The organism is Bacillus sp. CZDM1, assembly GCF_055502545.1.
This window is the reverse complement of record NZ_JBUESO010000012.1, coordinates 1-15,330: the sequence shown is the minus strand read 5'-3', so window position 1 is coordinate 15,330 and position 15,330 is coordinate 1. Positions and strand designations below refer to the sequence as shown.

General features: G+C 38.5%; 9 protein-coding genes, 6 tRNA genes and 1 riboswitch. Of the genes, 1 reads left to right on the top strand and 14 read right to left on the bottom strand.

Annotated elements, in window-relative coordinates:
- Window positions 1–79: 79 nt before the first annotated feature.
- The 6 genes from ACY3XC_RS22435 to norA all read right to left on the bottom strand — a co-directional run bounded on the left by ACY3XC_RS22435 (window position 80) and on the right by norA (window position 7,150).
- Window positions 80–628 carry a cob(I)yrinic acid a,c-diamide adenosyltransferase gene (locus ACY3XC_RS22435; protein ID WP_464870535.1) on the bottom strand — a complete coding sequence of 183 codons (549 nt, stop codon included), beginning with the start codon at window positions 626–628 and terminating at the stop codon, window positions 80–82.
- The gene (locus ACY3XC_RS22430; protein WP_464870534.1) at window positions 625–2,004 is read right to left on the bottom strand and encodes a cobyrinate a,c-diamide synthase; all 1,380 of its coding nucleotides are present in this window, start codon (window positions 2,002–2,004) and stop codon (window positions 625–627) included. Before ACY3XC_RS22430 ends, ACY3XC_RS22435 begins: the two co-directional genes overlap by 4 nt.
- A 32-nt stretch (window positions 2,005–2,036) precedes the next feature.
- The gene (locus ACY3XC_RS22425) at window positions 2,037–3,416 is read right to left on the bottom strand and encodes an ATP-binding cassette domain-containing protein (RefSeq protein ID WP_464870533.1); all 1,380 of its coding nucleotides are present in this window, start codon (window positions 3,414–3,416) and stop codon (window positions 2,037–2,039) included.
- Complete coding sequence (locus tag ACY3XC_RS22420; protein ID WP_464870532.1) at window positions 3,413–4,483, bottom strand: FecCD family ABC transporter permease; 1,071 nt, start codon at window positions 4,481–4,483, stop codon at window positions 3,413–3,415. The genes ACY3XC_RS22425 and ACY3XC_RS22420 overlap by 4 nt, the downstream gene beginning before the upstream one ends.
- Window positions 4,446–5,423 (bottom strand): ABC transporter substrate-binding protein, encoded by a 978-nt coding sequence (locus ACY3XC_RS22415; protein WP_464870624.1) that lies wholly within the window; start codon window positions 5,421–5,423, stop codon window positions 4,446–4,448. The genes ACY3XC_RS22420 and ACY3XC_RS22415 overlap by 38 nt, the downstream gene beginning before the upstream one ends.
- Before the next feature lie 194 nt (window positions 5,424–5,617).
- A riboswitch (cobalamin riboswitch) is annotated at window positions 5,618–5,819 on the bottom strand.
- Window positions 5,820–5,965: 146 nt separating this feature from the next.
- Complete coding sequence (gene norA, locus ACY3XC_RS22410; RefSeq protein ID WP_464870531.1) at window positions 5,966–7,150, bottom strand: multidrug efflux MFS transporter NorA; 1,185 nt, start codon at window positions 7,148–7,150, stop codon at window positions 5,966–5,968.
- A 101-nt stretch (window positions 7,151–7,251) separates the two neighbouring features.
- Here norA and ACY3XC_RS22405 point away from each other — a divergent pair, with 101 nt between their 5' ends.
- The gene (locus ACY3XC_RS22405; RefSeq protein WP_464870530.1) at window positions 7,252–8,079 is read left to right on the top strand and encodes a MerR family transcriptional regulator; all 828 of its coding nucleotides are present in this window, start codon (window positions 7,252–7,254) and stop codon (window positions 8,077–8,079) included.
- Window positions 8,080–8,467: 388 nt separating this feature from the next.
- Here the strand turns inward: ACY3XC_RS22405 and pelA are convergent, their stop codons facing one another.
- From pelA to ACY3XC_RS22365, 8 genes are all read right to left on the bottom strand, one after another.
- A complete protein-coding gene (pelA, locus tag ACY3XC_RS22400) occupies window positions 8,468–12,841 on the bottom strand; it encodes a pectate lyase (protein WP_464870529.1) in 4,374 nt (1,457 codons plus the stop codon).
- A gap of 835 nt (window positions 12,842–13,676) precedes the next feature.
- Window positions 13,677–14,306 (bottom strand): hypothetical protein, encoded by a 630-nt coding sequence (locus ACY3XC_RS22395; RefSeq protein WP_464870528.1) that lies wholly within the window; start codon window positions 14,304–14,306, stop codon window positions 13,677–13,679.
- Between the two features lie 273 nt (window positions 14,307–14,579).
- Window positions 14,580–14,660, bottom strand: a tRNA-Leu gene (locus ACY3XC_RS22390).
- Between the two features lie 7 nt (window positions 14,661–14,667).
- Window positions 14,668–14,741 (bottom strand) — tRNA-Trp (locus ACY3XC_RS22385).
- Between the two features lie 37 nt (window positions 14,742–14,778).
- Window positions 14,779–14,863 (bottom strand) — tRNA-Tyr (locus ACY3XC_RS22380).
- Window positions 14,864–14,891: 28 nt separating this feature from the next.
- A tRNA-Ser gene (locus tag ACY3XC_RS22375) sits at window positions 14,892–14,984 on the bottom strand.
- Between the two features lie 51 nt (window positions 14,985–15,035).
- Window positions 15,036–15,112 (bottom strand) — tRNA-Met (locus ACY3XC_RS22370).
- Between the two features lie 47 nt (window positions 15,113–15,159).
- Window positions 15,160–15,235: transfer RNA gene (locus tag ACY3XC_RS22365), tRNA-Ala, on the bottom strand.
- Window positions 15,236–15,330: the final 95 nt, after the last annotated feature.

Here is a 15,330-nt window from a genome sequence, read left to right as displayed (position 1 = left end):
CTTTTCTTTTGTCAGATTTTAATACTATTTTGTAGTTTATTATAGATTTATTTAAGCCGTTACAACCCCCTTCAAGAATTTAAAATTCTATTCCCTTCACAGCAGGGATGCCTTCATCGTAATAATGTTTTTCCGAATCAATAACTGAAACGAGATCAGCTATGTCTTTAATTTCTTGCTTGGCATCTCTTCCGGTAATCACCAAATGAACATGGGAAGGTTTATTTTTGATTACATCTATCACTTCATGTAGAGGCAAAACATCATCAATGGGAAACTTATTTATGGCTAATGCATTATTGAGTTCGTCTAAAATGACCAAATCGTACTCGCCGCTCATTACAGCTTCTTTTGCTTTCGGCCATCCTTGCTTTAAGGCTTCTCTATGTTCCTCGGGTGTTTTTGTCCAAGTGAACCCAATTCCCAGTTGAACCATCTCTACTCCTAGCTTTTTCAGTGCAATTTTTTCTCCATATGTACGCTCAGGTGATTTGATAAACTGATAGATTTTCACTTTAAATCCTCGACCAATTCCTCGAAGGGCTAATCCTAAAGAGGATGTCGTTTTTCCTTTTCCATCTCCTGTATAAACAAGTGTTAAGCCATTTCGATTGATTGATTTAGTCATATGTCTTTCCCCCTATTCTCCAGACATTTTCTTATCCAATTCTCTACCATTTCTGGGCAAGAGGCAAAATGAAAATGAGTGTACCCCGCTGCTAAATTATGTAGTAAATACCCTTCTTTACTTACACCTCTCATGCCTATCGTTTCATACGCATAAGGTACATCCTCTTCAAGTGCTTGGAAGGTTGAGTAATGAAATTCATGTCCCCTGGCACTCCTATCATTAAGTATAAAATTATTATTTTGTCCACTAATCTCTCGATAACCTAATGCCGCTAATTTAGTTTGCATATGTACACTGCCTGGAATAACACCCGCCATTTCAAATTTTTTCTTATCCGTTGTTTCTATGAACTCAGTTAAATACATGAAACCTCCACATTCGGCAAGTGTAGGCAATCCACTTTCAATCGCATGCTTTACTGATCGCTTTGCTTTTAGATTACTAGCTAGATCTTGTGCAAACTCTTCAGGGAATCCGCCGCCTATATAAAGTCCATCAACATCATCAGGTATCTCCTCATCCGCAAGCGGCGAGAAATATACAATTTCAATCCCTTTTGCTTCCATGATTTCTAAATTCTCAGGGTAATAGAAATTAAAGGCGCTATCTTTTGCTACCGCAACTTTCACCAGATAGTCCCTCTGCTTTTCAAAAATGGAAGACTCGCGGCTTGCTTCTAACGGTTCAGCAACGGCTAATTCAAAAAATCTATCTATATCGACAGTTTCGCTGATTAGAGTACCTAATTTAGCAAAAAACGAATCCAGTTCCCCTCTTTCCATAGAAGGAATGAGTCCAAGATGTCTCTCAGGAATTTCAATATCTAATTCTCGCTTCAAATAACCGATAACAGGAACGTGACATTCCTGCTCAATCGCATTTTTTACAAGCTGAAAGTGACCTTCACTTCCTACTTTATTCGCAATGACAGCTACAATAGTAGGACCCTCAGCAAACAATTGAAAACCTTTCACGATCGCAGCAGCACTTCTCGCCATACTTTCACAATTAACAACAAGCAAAACTGGGCTTTTCGTAATCATACTTATTTCAGCCGTACTTCCCTCATTGGTTACTGGACTTTTCCCGTCAAAAAAGCCCATAACCCCTTCGATGATTGAAATATCTGAACCCTTACTGCCATGAGTGAAAATATCCAGCACAAGATCTTTTGTGAGCATCCAGCTGTCTAAATTTCGTGACTCGCGTTTCGTTACAGCGGTATGATAGGAAGGATCAATATAATCAGGTCCACATTTAAAACCCTGGACGGTTAAACCTTTTTTCATTAACGCTGCCATTAACCCAATAGTTAATGTTGTTTTCCCCACACCGCTTCCAGTACCTGCAATTACCATTCGTCGTTCTGTCATCTGCCATTCCCCTTTTTAATGGATCTAAGATTTTAGTGGACCTTCTCTAGATATTTGCAGAAACTTTCCTTTATGGAACCATAAACCATTTGTCCGATTGCTTTGCCGACAACTGTTCCTGAACCGGCGCTGGCTATTTTTTCCCCTTGCTGTGTAAAGGCAAGCAGCATGGTGTCTGATGATGCAACATTCCCACTCATTTTGGAAAAACGAAGATCATGTATGGCTTTCACTTTTGCTTCAATAGCAGACATATATCCATCAACAAGGGCACCATCCGTAAAATGGGCATCTATAAATAACATGATGTTGATGGTTTTTCCTGTCCCTTCTGTCACGATTATCATCATGTGAATACCTTCTATTTCTTTCGTAACCATGGCCATATCCTCGAGTTTTACGGCTGTCATGATTCCGGCTGATTGTTCATGTGGCATCGAATAGTTTTCCAACACCTGCAGTATATCTGAATGCGGACCTTGAAACTGACAAAAATGTTTTATCCATTGGATACCAGCACCGACGGCGGTATTGGATATGGTGCGCAGTGGCTGATCAAATTGAACATGAAGATAGTCGTCACTTTGTTTTATTTTATAGGAATCCTCAAAGTTAACTAACCGACTTGATGAAAAATGGTTTGGTGTCATCAGGAGCTGTGGTTTAGGAACAGTTGGATGTGATTGGGATTTCACTTTCACCTCGTAAACCTTCTTTAATTGATCTTCTTTCCTTAATAAATCTACATCTCCTACTTCTAAAAATTTCCCATTATGTAGTAAGGCTACTGTATCTGCATAAAGTGAAGCAACATTCAAATCATGAAGAATCGCAAAAATGGTTAGCCCTGTAGTTTGTTGTCGTTCTTTCAGTAGATTCAGCATTTGAAATGTATGTTTAATATCAAGATGATTGGTAGGCTCATCCAAAAGTAAGATTTCAGGCTCCTGTGCTAAGGCTTTGGCCAATAAGACTCTTTGCTTTTCACCACCACTAATCAGTCGAAATTGAGTTTTCCGAAACTCACTTATTTGGGTTATTTCCATAACCTCTTTAATGACTTTCCTGTCCTTCTTCGATAGTTGCTTTAAGATCCCCTTTTGATGCGGATAACGCCCAAGGCTAATGATTTCTTCAACAGTATAATCGAAAGATACTTGAACTTCCTGTGTTAAAACAGCCATTTTTTTTGCTTTATCTAGTTTTGATAGAGATGAAATTTCTTTTCCACAGATTGAAACTTTCCCGCTCTTTATTGGTAACTGTCCTGTAATAAGCTTAAAAAGGGTGGTCTTTCCACTTCCATTTGGTCCTAGAAGGGCAAAAAACTCTCCTTTTTTCACTTCTAAATCTAGCCCCTTAATAATGGGGGAATGGGCATAGCCGCCAACTAAGTTTTGAACACGTATCATTTATTGGCCCCCTTCCCAAATCGTTCTCTAATCAATAATAGAGCAAATACTGGCGCACCAATTAAGGCCGTGATTACACCAATTGGCAGTTCTTTTGGCGCGATGATCGTTCTTGCCATTAAATCAGCTAAAATGAGAAAAGCTCCTCCAATAAACAATGATAGTGGAAGGACATGGCGATGATTAGGACCCGTAATAAGTCGGACTAAGTGTGGAATTACAAGTCCCACAAATCCAATCGACCCTGACACAGCTACTGCTGCTCCCGTTAACAAAGACGCACCAATTAGAACGAATGTCTTTCCCTTCTTAACATCAACTCCAATATGATCGGCTGCATACTCTCCCAGTGCTAGAGCATTTAATTCACGATAGTGATAGATTAATATAAATGAACCGATAAGCATGAACGGAAGGATTAGTTGAATATGACTCCACCCTCTCATTCCAACACTTCCATAAAGCCAATAAATAATTTGTGTCATAGATTCTCTATCACTTAATGAAATAATGAGAGAAACAAGTGCACCAATAAAGGCACTTATAATAATTCCAGCCAGAATAATGGTTTCAATCGCTAAACTTTTGCTGCTTAATCGAACGAGTCCGAAAACAATCAATAAAGAAATTAACCCAAATAAAATGGCGACCACTGGAAGCGTAAAACTTCCCAACCCCACAATACTTACTTGGAAAAACAATACCAAAACGGCGCCCAGAGAGGCACCAGAGGATACTCCTATGGTATATGGGTCTGCTAATGGATTTCGTAATAGTCCTTGAAAAGCTGCACCTGCTAATGCTAGTGATGCTCCAATGCAAAATGCTAATAGAACTCTTGGCAGACGGATATTCCATATAATCATTTCTTCATTTTTTGCTACATCGGTAAGCCAGCCCATATTTAACGTTTTATCCAGTATGATGTGTAAAATTGTAGGAACAGTAACGGTTACACTGCTATAAAACAAGCCAAGAAGGCTTATACCAAGTAAAAGCCCTCCGCTTATAACATACAACCAACCTATTCTATTGTTTAAAAACTTCAGGATAGATAAGTTCCGCAAGTGTCTCGACTCCTTCAATTAAACGAGGACCAGGTCTAGTAACCGTATCGCTATCCACATCAAATACGTTTCCACTTTTTATAGCTGGGACTTCTGCCCATCCTTCACGCTTTAGCACCCCAGCTGTTGGATTTTCTACATAGTAGCCATACGTTGTGATAATCACATCTGGGTTTAATTTTACTATTTCTTCCTCAGTCAGCTTTACCCAGCCATCTTGATCTTCTGCAGCATTCGTGGCTTGAATGGACTCCAGCATCTCATGCATAAAGGTGTTTTGGCCTGTCGTAAAAATATCAGGAGCCGGTGAAACTTCCACCCAAACTTTCTTTTTATCCACCTTCGCTGCTGCGGCTTTGTCTTTAATCGCTTGAAGACGCTCTTTCATATCTGTAATGATTTCTTCTGCCTCCGTCTTGCTTCCGGTAGCTGCACCAATCATTTCAATATTGCTATATGTATCCTCAAAGGATGTGGCACCACCAACTACAATGACATCAATTCCAGCCTCTTCAAACTTTTGTAAAACATCAGGGTGTGTTTTGAAATGATAGTCCGTCACAAGAGCAATATCTGGAAGAAGAGAAAGAACTAGTTCTGCATTGATATCCTGTGCACCCACCTTCTCTATTTCCAGTGCTTCCTTTGGATAGTTATCGTAATCCGATACACCAATGATTTTATCGCCTAACCCTAGTGCAAAGGCTATCTCTGTATTACTAGCTTGAATGGAAACGATGGTTTCAGGTTCCTCCTCAATCGTTACCTCTTGATTCGCATCGTCTGTGATTGTTACTGGGAATTGCTCTTTACTTTCCTTTTGCTTTTCGTTTTGGGTAGCAGCCGCTTTATCTTGGGTGCTCTGTTCCTGTGTACCACAGCCTGCAATAATACCCATGCTTAGCAGCAGAACAACACCCATTAGACCCCATTTTTTCATAAAATCTTTCATCACTTTTTTCCTCCTTCTATTTTTGGCAACAAAAAAACGCTTTTCCTATGGAAAGCGTGTATAAAGGCAGATTTATAATACTTAGTCTTGTAGACAGCATAATAACTTGCAATCGTCATAATAAATAATAAATATTTACATAATAGATTACCTGCACTTTAAACATTCCTTTCCTCGAGGAAGCTTAAAAAACATAATAGGCAGGTCTCCTGACTTGCGAATCACTGGTTGGTTATCCCTTCCCATGTTAAAAACACAGTGGATATATATAACCTTCCTTCTCGCTTACAGTGGCGGGACCGTGTTGGACTTTCACCAACTTCCCTCTTAGTCTTAAATGATTCTTACTCTGATCATTTAAGAAACCTATTTGTCTAGTATTCATTTTTTTGTTATAAAAGCCATTATAGTAGAGTATTCCTCCTTTGTAAACTATTTCTATTGTCCATATTCATTTAAAAGTCCGTTTGTACATTTATATTCTTTTTAAGGTATCCTGAAAAGGTCTTAGATATAGTATCTCTGACTAATTAACTAGCCTTCACTTCGATAGAAGAACCCTTTGCTTGTTTCTTCCATAACAAGGTAATAACGATTCCCAAAGATAATATTACAGTCGCAAAGTAGTATGGATAGTTGATATCTATATCAAATAATATTCCCCCTATAATGGGCCCGCTAATATTTGCTAAACTGGTAAACATCGAGTTCATTCCTCCAACGAAACCTTGTTCATTACCGGCGATATTTGAAAGATAGGAAGTAACTGCTGGACGGAATAAATCGAAACCTACAAAAACAATAAATGTAACTAGTAATATAGAGAAATAAGAATGAACAACAGTCATCAAAAAGACCAATACAGCTGATAATAGTAAGCTATAGCGAATCAGTTTTATTTCACCCCAAATTCGTGTAAGCCTATCAAATAATATAACTTGTGAAACTGCACCAAAAATTGCACCACCTGTGATAACAACGGCTATATCCGATGGTTTAAATTGAAATTTCTGGTCCACAAATAGACTAAAGAACGATTCAAATGCTGCTAAACCAAATGAGGCAATAAATATTAATATAAACGGAAGGAGATATTTTGGTTCCAACACACGCTTCAAGCCATTCTTAGTTTCTGAGAATTGTTCATTATTTTCCTTTGTACGATTTGGCTCAGATAATAAAATAATCGAAAGAATAGCGGCTAATGTACCAAGTGCACCTGCGAACAAGAATGGTATACGTGTTCCAAATTCCGCCAAGAATCCACCGATACCCGGACCTATGATAAATCCTGTACTTATGGCAGCCGACATATACCCGAGTGCTTTGGGACGAGTATCCAAATTAGTTATATCTGCAATATAAGCAGTAACCGCCGGCATAATGAATGCCGCACTAATTCCCCCTAAAATACGAGAGAAAAATAACATTTCGATTTCTTTGCCGATTCCAAATAAAAATTCTGAGATACCGAAAATAAATAAGCCAATTACAATCATAATTTTCCTGCCATATTTATCTGCTGCTTTACCAGCAAATGGTGAAACAATCAATTGAGCTATGGCGAAAGCTGCTGTTAAATAACCGACTGTTGTTCCAGTTATGCCTAATTCATTCATCAGCGTTGGTAAAACTGGAATCACAAGTCCAATCCCCAAAAAGGCTATGAATAAATTCATTAATAATAATCCTAACGTAACTTTTTGAGTCTTCATTTTCAACATTCCCCTTAACAATTCGAGCTTATTGTATATGTTTTACATTTTCTATACTAGTGTATATAGTTACTATATAGTCAAGGGAGGAGCTGTAAAAAATGAATAAAAAGAATGGAAAATATTTAACTACGGGCGAATTTGCGAAGCTTTGCAAAGTAAACAAACAGACTCTCTTTTATTACGATCAAATTGGTCTATTATCTCCGATATTGAAAAACGAAAAAGGGTATCGCTATTATTCAATTCACCAAATAGAGCTATTCTTTGTTATCGATTTATTAAAAGATCTTGATATGTCGCTTAACAATATTCAACTCTACATGCAAAATAAATCTCCTGAAAGTTATTTGTCATTAATGTATCAAAAAAAAGAAGAAATCGTGAAAAAGCGTCAGGAAATTGAAATGAAGGAAAAATTTATCGAGGCTCAAATAGCATTAATCGAAAAAGCGTCACACATTGATTTTCACCAAGTTACACTTGAGCAATTACCTGAAGCAACTCTTTATTTAAGTAGGAACATTGAAAATATTACGGAAGAGGAATTTGTAGAGGTCGTTTCAGACTTTCTAAATGAATTGAACGAATCACATCTAGATACTGGATTTCCAATAGGTGTTATCACGAAACGGGAACAAGTATTAAAGGGCGAATATACGAATTACAGCTTTTTATATATTGAACAGCCTAAGCCAAAGGAAGGACATCCGTATTTTAAAACAGTTAAGGGTGATTTTATTATTGGCTACCATATTGGGGATGAGAAAACAATTCATCACACATATAACCGGCTTTTTTTAGAAATGGAACGGTTAGATGTAACGATAGGAGAATATGTGTTTGAAGAGTATATCTATGATTCAGTTGTAAAGAATCATAAGGAGCATTATGTCACTAAAATTATGATTCAAGTCATAGAAATTTAATCTTCAATCATTCTATAACCAATATACTTACTTACAGGAATACCCATAATGTTATAACTTAGATTTATATGATTTTGGGGATAACCCATAAAATCTTTTAAATATTTTTTAAAAATAACTTTTACTTTCGAACCCTAACTCATATGCTATCTGTTCAGCTTGTTGTACAAAGGTAAACTCATCATGGCAGGAAAGGATAACATTATATGAATTGATATTAGATTTTTTCAGTTTGCTCTATTTATTCAATTCCATCTATAATCCAATCCATCCATAAACCGCTTGTTTTCTAGTAAATGAACTAATGATTATGTCATGGTGCAAAGATTATTTGTTTTGTAGGAGCAATAAAAAACGAGCAATCCCAATGGATTGCCCGCCATTAATCTTACTGCAGAGGATTCCAGCCTTTTAGTACATTCTCAATGGTATAGTTTGACGATTCTTCATCTGTTAATTGAGGTCGTTCTAAATTAGCACCTGGCCCTTCATTCTTATATTCATAGAATCTTGCGTCCTTTGCACTGAACCCGGACATATCTGTCCAGCCCTCTCGCTGAATGTGCTCCCCTAATTCACAATTCATAAAGACCACGCTTGCAATCGCGTTCGGGTCACCACCAGGGTGCCAAGGTCTCCCTAAGTAAACAGTTCCTTCCGCAGCTTCACTTATTAATCTACTATTGATAAATAAGAAGCCGTAAGGATCATTTATATTTGTGCTTGCCGCTGTGATGTATCCGTTATTGGTGGAAGACCCACGGTCTAACGATACGATATCACAGTTATCAAATACAGCTCTTGCTGCCCCGAAAATAAAGTCAACATCCCCTTCAATATAGCAATTACCAAAATATTGGGTTCCGCCATTTGCATATAAGGTATCCTGATTACCAAGAAAACGGACATGATCAAACTTCATCCGGTCGCCGCGAGTATATACCGCAACAGCCTGAGAACCACCTTCTACGGTACTTTCATCAAACGAGTTTTCCATCGTTAAATTTTGGGCTGTAAAATCACTGGCGTACAGGTAGACACTCGCACTTCCACTCGTACCGTAAGTACCTCCTTCAGGCCTTTCCCTCTTTGCATAATTATCGTACGTTAAAATCGTTTTTTCCGCACTCTCACCAATTAATGAAAGAAATGGCTTGTTGGCTGGTACTGTTACGACTTCTTTATATGTCCCATTTTTGATGAAAATTTCTACTGGTTCTGTGTTATTGTTGGGAACAGCATCAATTGCTTTTTGGACAGTATCATAATCCCCGATGCCATCCTTAGAAACGACAAGCTTAACAGAGATAGCTCGCAAGTCTTTTGTAGAATCTTCCACTCTTGTCAATTCTCCTTTAGCTATCTTTCTGCCATAATCATCAACAGTGACACTTTCTAACGCTTCTACATAAATATGATTTTCAAAATAACCCGTTGTTTTTGCTGCCTCTAATAGTTGTTTAGCGTAGCTGCCACCCCAAGAATAGCCATCACGACGTTCCTGTTCAATCTCCTGGATTGTATGCATAATGACACCATCCCTGCCCGAGAAAATCGGCTTGTTTGTACCAATTTCATAGAAACGGTACCAGGATACTGCCCCTTCTTCCTCTACGAAGTAGACTCCATTAGGGTCTGCACTTACATAACGAATTCCTTCGAGCTTCACTTCATCGAACCATTGCAAAGCAGCTAGGATCGCTTTCCTGATTTCAGGAGTTTGTTCTGGGCGGGACATTAAAAATTTAACAATGCCAACAGATTCACTGCCTGAAATGGATGGATGCTCATAAGTACGTGCATGTTGAGGTGCATATGTTACGGGATCATGCTGAGCGCACCAGGCCGTTAATTTGCCGTCCACCTTGATTTGTGCTTTTAAAATATAGTCGATTCCTTTGTACATGGCCTGTTCTAATTTTTGTCTGTACTCGTCATTAATCATATTTTCATTAAACGGATAGCTTTCATTTAATAACTCATCAAACAGCTCTAACACATTAATCATCGCATTATCGTTAAAGGTTACATAATTTGAATAATAGACAGAGTCTTCAGGTGATGTCCCTCGCATTGGATATACCTGTGGAAATCCACCTGTTTCCGTTTGCATGAGTAAGAGGAAGTCAATTCCTTTTAACACACTTTGCTTCAAGACTTCATCCTTTGTTTCCTTGTACACTTGAGAGATAAAACGAATTTGATTAATGGTTGCATTATTATCAATCGATCCTAATTCTTCCCCATTTGGACCAAATTGTGTCGTACGCTTTTCCTTTCCATTCCATGGTCTGCTATACTCACTTTCCATACTCTTCGTCCAGCCGCCATGATCCATTTGCCAAGATACGAGATTATTTGCTTGTACTTTTAGCTCCTCTAGATTTCCTGTAAATTGATTATTAACCTCTTTGACCAATTTCCCTTCTTGTAAGGAGTCCTGTAACTCATAAATGACAACGGTATCACCAAATTTGTTTATTCCAACTGCTGCCTTTGTTGGGTACATATTTGTAAAAGAGGGATTTAATCCTTTAAAGCTACCCGTTGCAGCATGTAAAGCTAATGCTTTTACATCGAAACTCTCGAATCTTCCATTTAGCATCACTGCTACTAAATTATCGCTAACGGCTTCAGCGGTCACAATATGAACTTCGTTTTCATTATGGTTTACTGTTGAAACCATTTTTTTGAGAATGAATGCAGTTTCATCATGGGTTAATGTATGGTTTGAACCAAATCCAACCCCTTTATACATATATCCATTTGACACAACGGCCCCTACTGCATTATTGGTATCTTCCGAGTTATTGCTCGTGCTCTTTCCTGGTATGAGGTCTAGAACATCAGCAATGATAACGGCAGCCTCTCTGCGTGTAATAATGTCATCAGGACGGATCGTTCCATTTTGGTCTGCTTCTACATAGCCTGCTTGTTTAGATTCCTCAAGCACATAGCTCCACCACTTATTCTTTGACACTTCCCAAACCGAGGTTTCGGAATCCAGATTTTTATAAACCTCTTCTGTATGGTAACCAAGCACTCGATTGATGCTGGCAAAAAATTCAATTCTAGAAACCTTATTCCCTGTCTTTGAGTCTTCCTGTGATAATATCCCTTCCGTTTCTAGTCTTTTCAGCGTGATTCCGTCAACTAATTCTTCCATGCTAACTTCTTCCACCACAACCGGCTTACGCCCGCCAGTGTTGGTATCATTAGAAGTGGTGTTATGGACACGTAAGTGGTCAATATTTGACCCGCCGCTTGGACCCACACCTGTTGCAACGATTGTATTATCTCCAGCCTCTAAAACCGCCTTTGTAGAAACTGTTTTCCAGCCAGTCCACTCACCTGTAGAAGGAAATGCCAATTCATTGTTTACAACTTGATCATTTACTTTTATCTGAGCCGGTCTGTTATCTGCAGCCCCATTTGCATAACGAAATTCTAGTGTATACTCGCCGCTTGCTGGAATATTCGTTACATTCCAGGTAATGGTGCCGCCAGGTGCGTTCGGGTTGTAATCAACAAACCCTGTTCCTGTATACCCAGGATGCTGGTTATCTACGATCGCAGCTGTAATTTGTGCATCTTCTGCCTCAAAGATGGAATCAAACTCTTGATAAATTTCTATACGGTCCAGGTTAGGCCCTTCATTTTGACCGAGTGTTTTGATGACAATGACATTTTCACCCGATACTAGTGAAGCTTTTACCTGATGTAATTTCCAGGCTGTCCATTCATCTGTAGGGTCAAATCCTTCCTTTTCCTTTACCGTTTCACCGTTCACCATTATTTCAAGCGAACGTGTATCTGTTGATCCATTAGCATAGCGGAAATTTAACGTGTATTCACCTGTGTTTTCAATGTTTGCTTTCCATGTAATAGAGGATCCATCTGAAGTAGGTTTAAAGTCAACAAATCCGGTTCCTGTAAAACCAGGATGTTTATTATCGACAATGGCATTAAACAATTCTCCATTCTCTGCCTCATATACACCATTTCTATCATCATTCGTTGGAGGCTGTTCTCCAGTTCCTGGCGGCTCCTCTAGTTCTGGCTCAGGTTCAGGTGTAACTTTGATTGGAAGATCCTGTTCATAGAAACCAGCAAAAACCTGTACATCATCTAAATAATGACTTTTTGCGCTTGACCCGGTCGTATAAGAATCAATCGAGCCAATAGTTGTTACTTCACGATGAAAAGGAGCATCTTCTAGCTTAAGCTCATTATTAACGTAAACATCTGCAGTACCCGTTGATGGATCTGCCACAACCTTTATGGCATACCATGTATTAGGGTTATAATCTACAAGACCGGTGAATGTGTTATCACTATTTTTATAGGATATGACACCAGATCTTGTTTCTATATGTACTCCCGCATTGGTGCCTGTTTCGTCAAGTACTCGAAGTACCTTTGTCGTGCTTCCTAACACTGTTTGCATGAAATTTACTGCTACTGTAACGGTCCCTGTTTGAGGTTCGAAAGGTTTTACAGCTTTAATCGTATCGGTACCGTTGTCCTCAAAGTAAAGACTCTTATCCTCGTTACTTGGCACTTCCGAAACGGTTACACTGCCATTTTCACCAGATACGGTATAACCTTCTGGTACACTTCCTGTTTCTAATGCATTAAATTCGTCCTGAAAAATTGGAGCCGTCTCGGCTGCGAAAGCCCTTTCATTTTGCAAAAAGCTAAAACTAGGTGTAAGCACTAACAAAGATGTGGTAACTAGTACTACTCCCTTTCTGAATTTCATCCATCTCCTATCCATAGCTTCCTTCCTTTCTCGCTAAATTTTCTTGCAATTCTGATTTTAATTAATAAGGAAGGAAATCACTATAATCAATTCCTTAGAAATAGGTTGATAGACTCATAGATTTCTGTATATCAATAGATAAAGAGTATAACAAAGAAATTTGATTGTAACTTTTGACCCACTCCTTGCGTCCTCCATTTCCATTTCAAAGGGCTAATAAACAGTGACTGTTTTTATTAGGAATCGTGCACTTGTCGAAAGCGCACAGAAGAGTCGATTATTTTATTATCGAATCTTTCTAGCATATATCATGAAAATCTTACGTCAGCATAATGAATTTCTAATAATATCAAGAACAATCGTTCGTCAAATTCCAGGTGGTGCCAGGCACGAGAACTTTTTTTGGATTTGCAGCCGTATACTTCGCTGTTACCTATTTATCTGGAATAGGATTCTTCTTCAGTGTGAGCATATTAGGTCTTGTGGTACTCTCCTCTGCGAATCTTGCCTATAAAAGAATAGCAAGTAAACAAGAGAAATTAAGCGCTTAGCAAAGTTGAACTTTCATCTCTAAAACCTTTTTGCGACAAAACAAAAAACACTCACAAATGTTGATTAACAACATCTGCGAGTGTTTTTTTAATGAAGTTAATTTGTTCTAAGATACCGGTGGTCGGGGTCGAACCGACACATAATTAGGATGGGATAACATTGTGCTGAGGGGGTAATTCTAATAAAATAAATAATCCGAACGAAAATCACTAGGCGCACCTAACACATAAAACCTCGAAAAATGTTTCTTTTATTATTCCCTTTCCCATTCTCCATCTGATGTCTATCCATTTTTATAATTACAAATATCATCTACAAAGTCGCATCCAATACCTGAGCCATCATCACCTATCCAGCCAAATGTCTGATACTTTTTTCCATCTTCCCAATATACATCTCCAACCGTATCAGGTTCTCCTTCAAAAAGATTTTTTACCTCTTCCAACTTCATCCCTTCTTCTAACTGTTCATACAGTTGTTCATAATCTTCTCCTTTAAAACCAATAGTTGGAGTATACGTTATTTCTTCTTTTGAATTTTGCTTTTGGACTGGATCAGAGTCCCTAAATGCAAAACCAACTATAATAATACCTACTATTATTGCAAGTCCAATAAAGCTACTGACTGGGTCTATATCACTTTTTTTCTGTTTACTGCTTTTGTTATGTTTAGCTTTCTCATATTTGTTTTCACGTTTTTTTACCTCATTCCTAAATGCCTCATCATCAATGTTATAGCGATGACTATATAGGTAGTTACTATTCTTATCATATTCATGAATACATCTTATCTGAAATGTTGGATAAACCTTACGAAACTTTTCTAATGCCTCTTCCAATGATTCAGTAATATAACTTGCACTTGCTTTTGCTCCACTTGGTAGAGTATGTAATATATCAAACCTTTTACTCATACATTACTCCTTTCAGCAAATAGTTGTTACTGCATTTAATGATAATTTGGAAGCTAGATTACTATCCATTAAATAAAATTAGACAGAAATACTTAAATTTCCTTTTATTAATTTTATTTTCTATATCTCTTAATTAATCATTAAAGGTACTTAATAATCGTTTATTGTTGTCCATACGATTAGCACTTTACTTTAGTACGGTAAAATGCAAAAAAGCCAATACCTTGAATTACTCAAAGCATTGACTTTATTGGTTTTCTGATAATGTTTAGATACCGGTGGTCGGGGTCGAACCGACACTCCAAAGGAACACGATTTTGAGTCGTGCGCGTCTGCCAATTCCGCCACACCGGCAAATCGTTGGCAGGGGTAGTAGGAATTGAACCCACACCAAAGGTTTTGGAGACCTTCGTTCTACCTTTAAACTATACCCCTAAATTGGAAAGTTACTTTCACTTTCATGAAAAAACATTGGTGGAGGGGGACGGATTCGAACCGCCGAACCCGGAGGGAGCGGATTTACAGTCCGCCGCGTTTAGCCACTTCGCTACCCCTCCACATTGGAGAAATGAATATTAAAATTTATGGAGGAGGAAGAGGGATTCGAACCCCCGCGCGGTGTTACCCGCCTGTCGGTTTTCAAGACCGATCCCTTCAGCCAGACTTGGGTATTCCTCCAAATAAAATATGTTGCCCAGAACTTTGGTTATTTTACTTCGTAAAAAATCTTGGTAGCGGCGGAGGGGATCGAACCCCCGACCTTACGGGTATGAACCGTACGCTCTAGCCAGCTGAGCTACACCGCCAAATATTTGAATAAGTTGTAAGTTATTTTTACCTTCGTAAAAAACTTTGGTGGAGCCTAGCGGGATCGAACCGCTGACCTCCTGCGTGCAAAGCAGGCGCTCTCCCAGCTGAGCTAAGGCCCCGATATGTTCATTTTAAAGATGGTCGGGAAGACAGGATTCGAACCTGCGACCCCTTGGTCCCAAACCAAGTGCTCTACCAAGCTGAGCTACTTCCC

Excerpts from the sequence above, each read along its gene's own strand:
- pelA (WP_464870529.1), bottom strand. The coding sequence starts at position 12,841 with ATGAAATTCAGAAAGGGAGTAGTACTAGTTACCACATCTTTGTTAGTG.
- norA (WP_464870531.1), bottom strand. The coding sequence starts at position 7,150 with ATGAAGACTCAAAAAGTTACGTTAGGATTATTATTAATGAATTTATTC.
- ACY3XC_RS22405 (WP_464870530.1), top strand. The coding sequence starts at position 7,252 with ATGAATAAAAAGAATGGAAAATATTTAACTACGGGCGAATTTGCGAAG.
- ACY3XC_RS22415 (WP_464870624.1), bottom strand. The coding sequence starts at position 5,423 with ATGAAAAAATGGGGTCTAATGGGTGTTGTTCTGCTGCTAAGCATGGGT.
- ACY3XC_RS22425 (WP_464870533.1), bottom strand. The coding sequence starts at position 3,416 with ATGATACGTGTTCAAAACTTAGTTGGCGGCTATGCCCATTCCCCCATT.
- ACY3XC_RS22435 (WP_464870535.1), bottom strand. The coding sequence starts at position 628 with ATGACTAAATCAATCAATCGAAATGGCTTAACACTTGTTTATACAGGA.
- ACY3XC_RS22395 (WP_464870528.1), bottom strand. The coding sequence starts at position 14,306 with ATGAGTAAAAGGTTTGATATATTACATACTCTACCAAGTGGAGCAAAA.
- ACY3XC_RS22430 (WP_464870534.1), bottom strand. The coding sequence starts at position 2,004 with ATGACAGAACGACGAATGGTAATTGCAGGTACTGGAAGCGGTGTGGGG.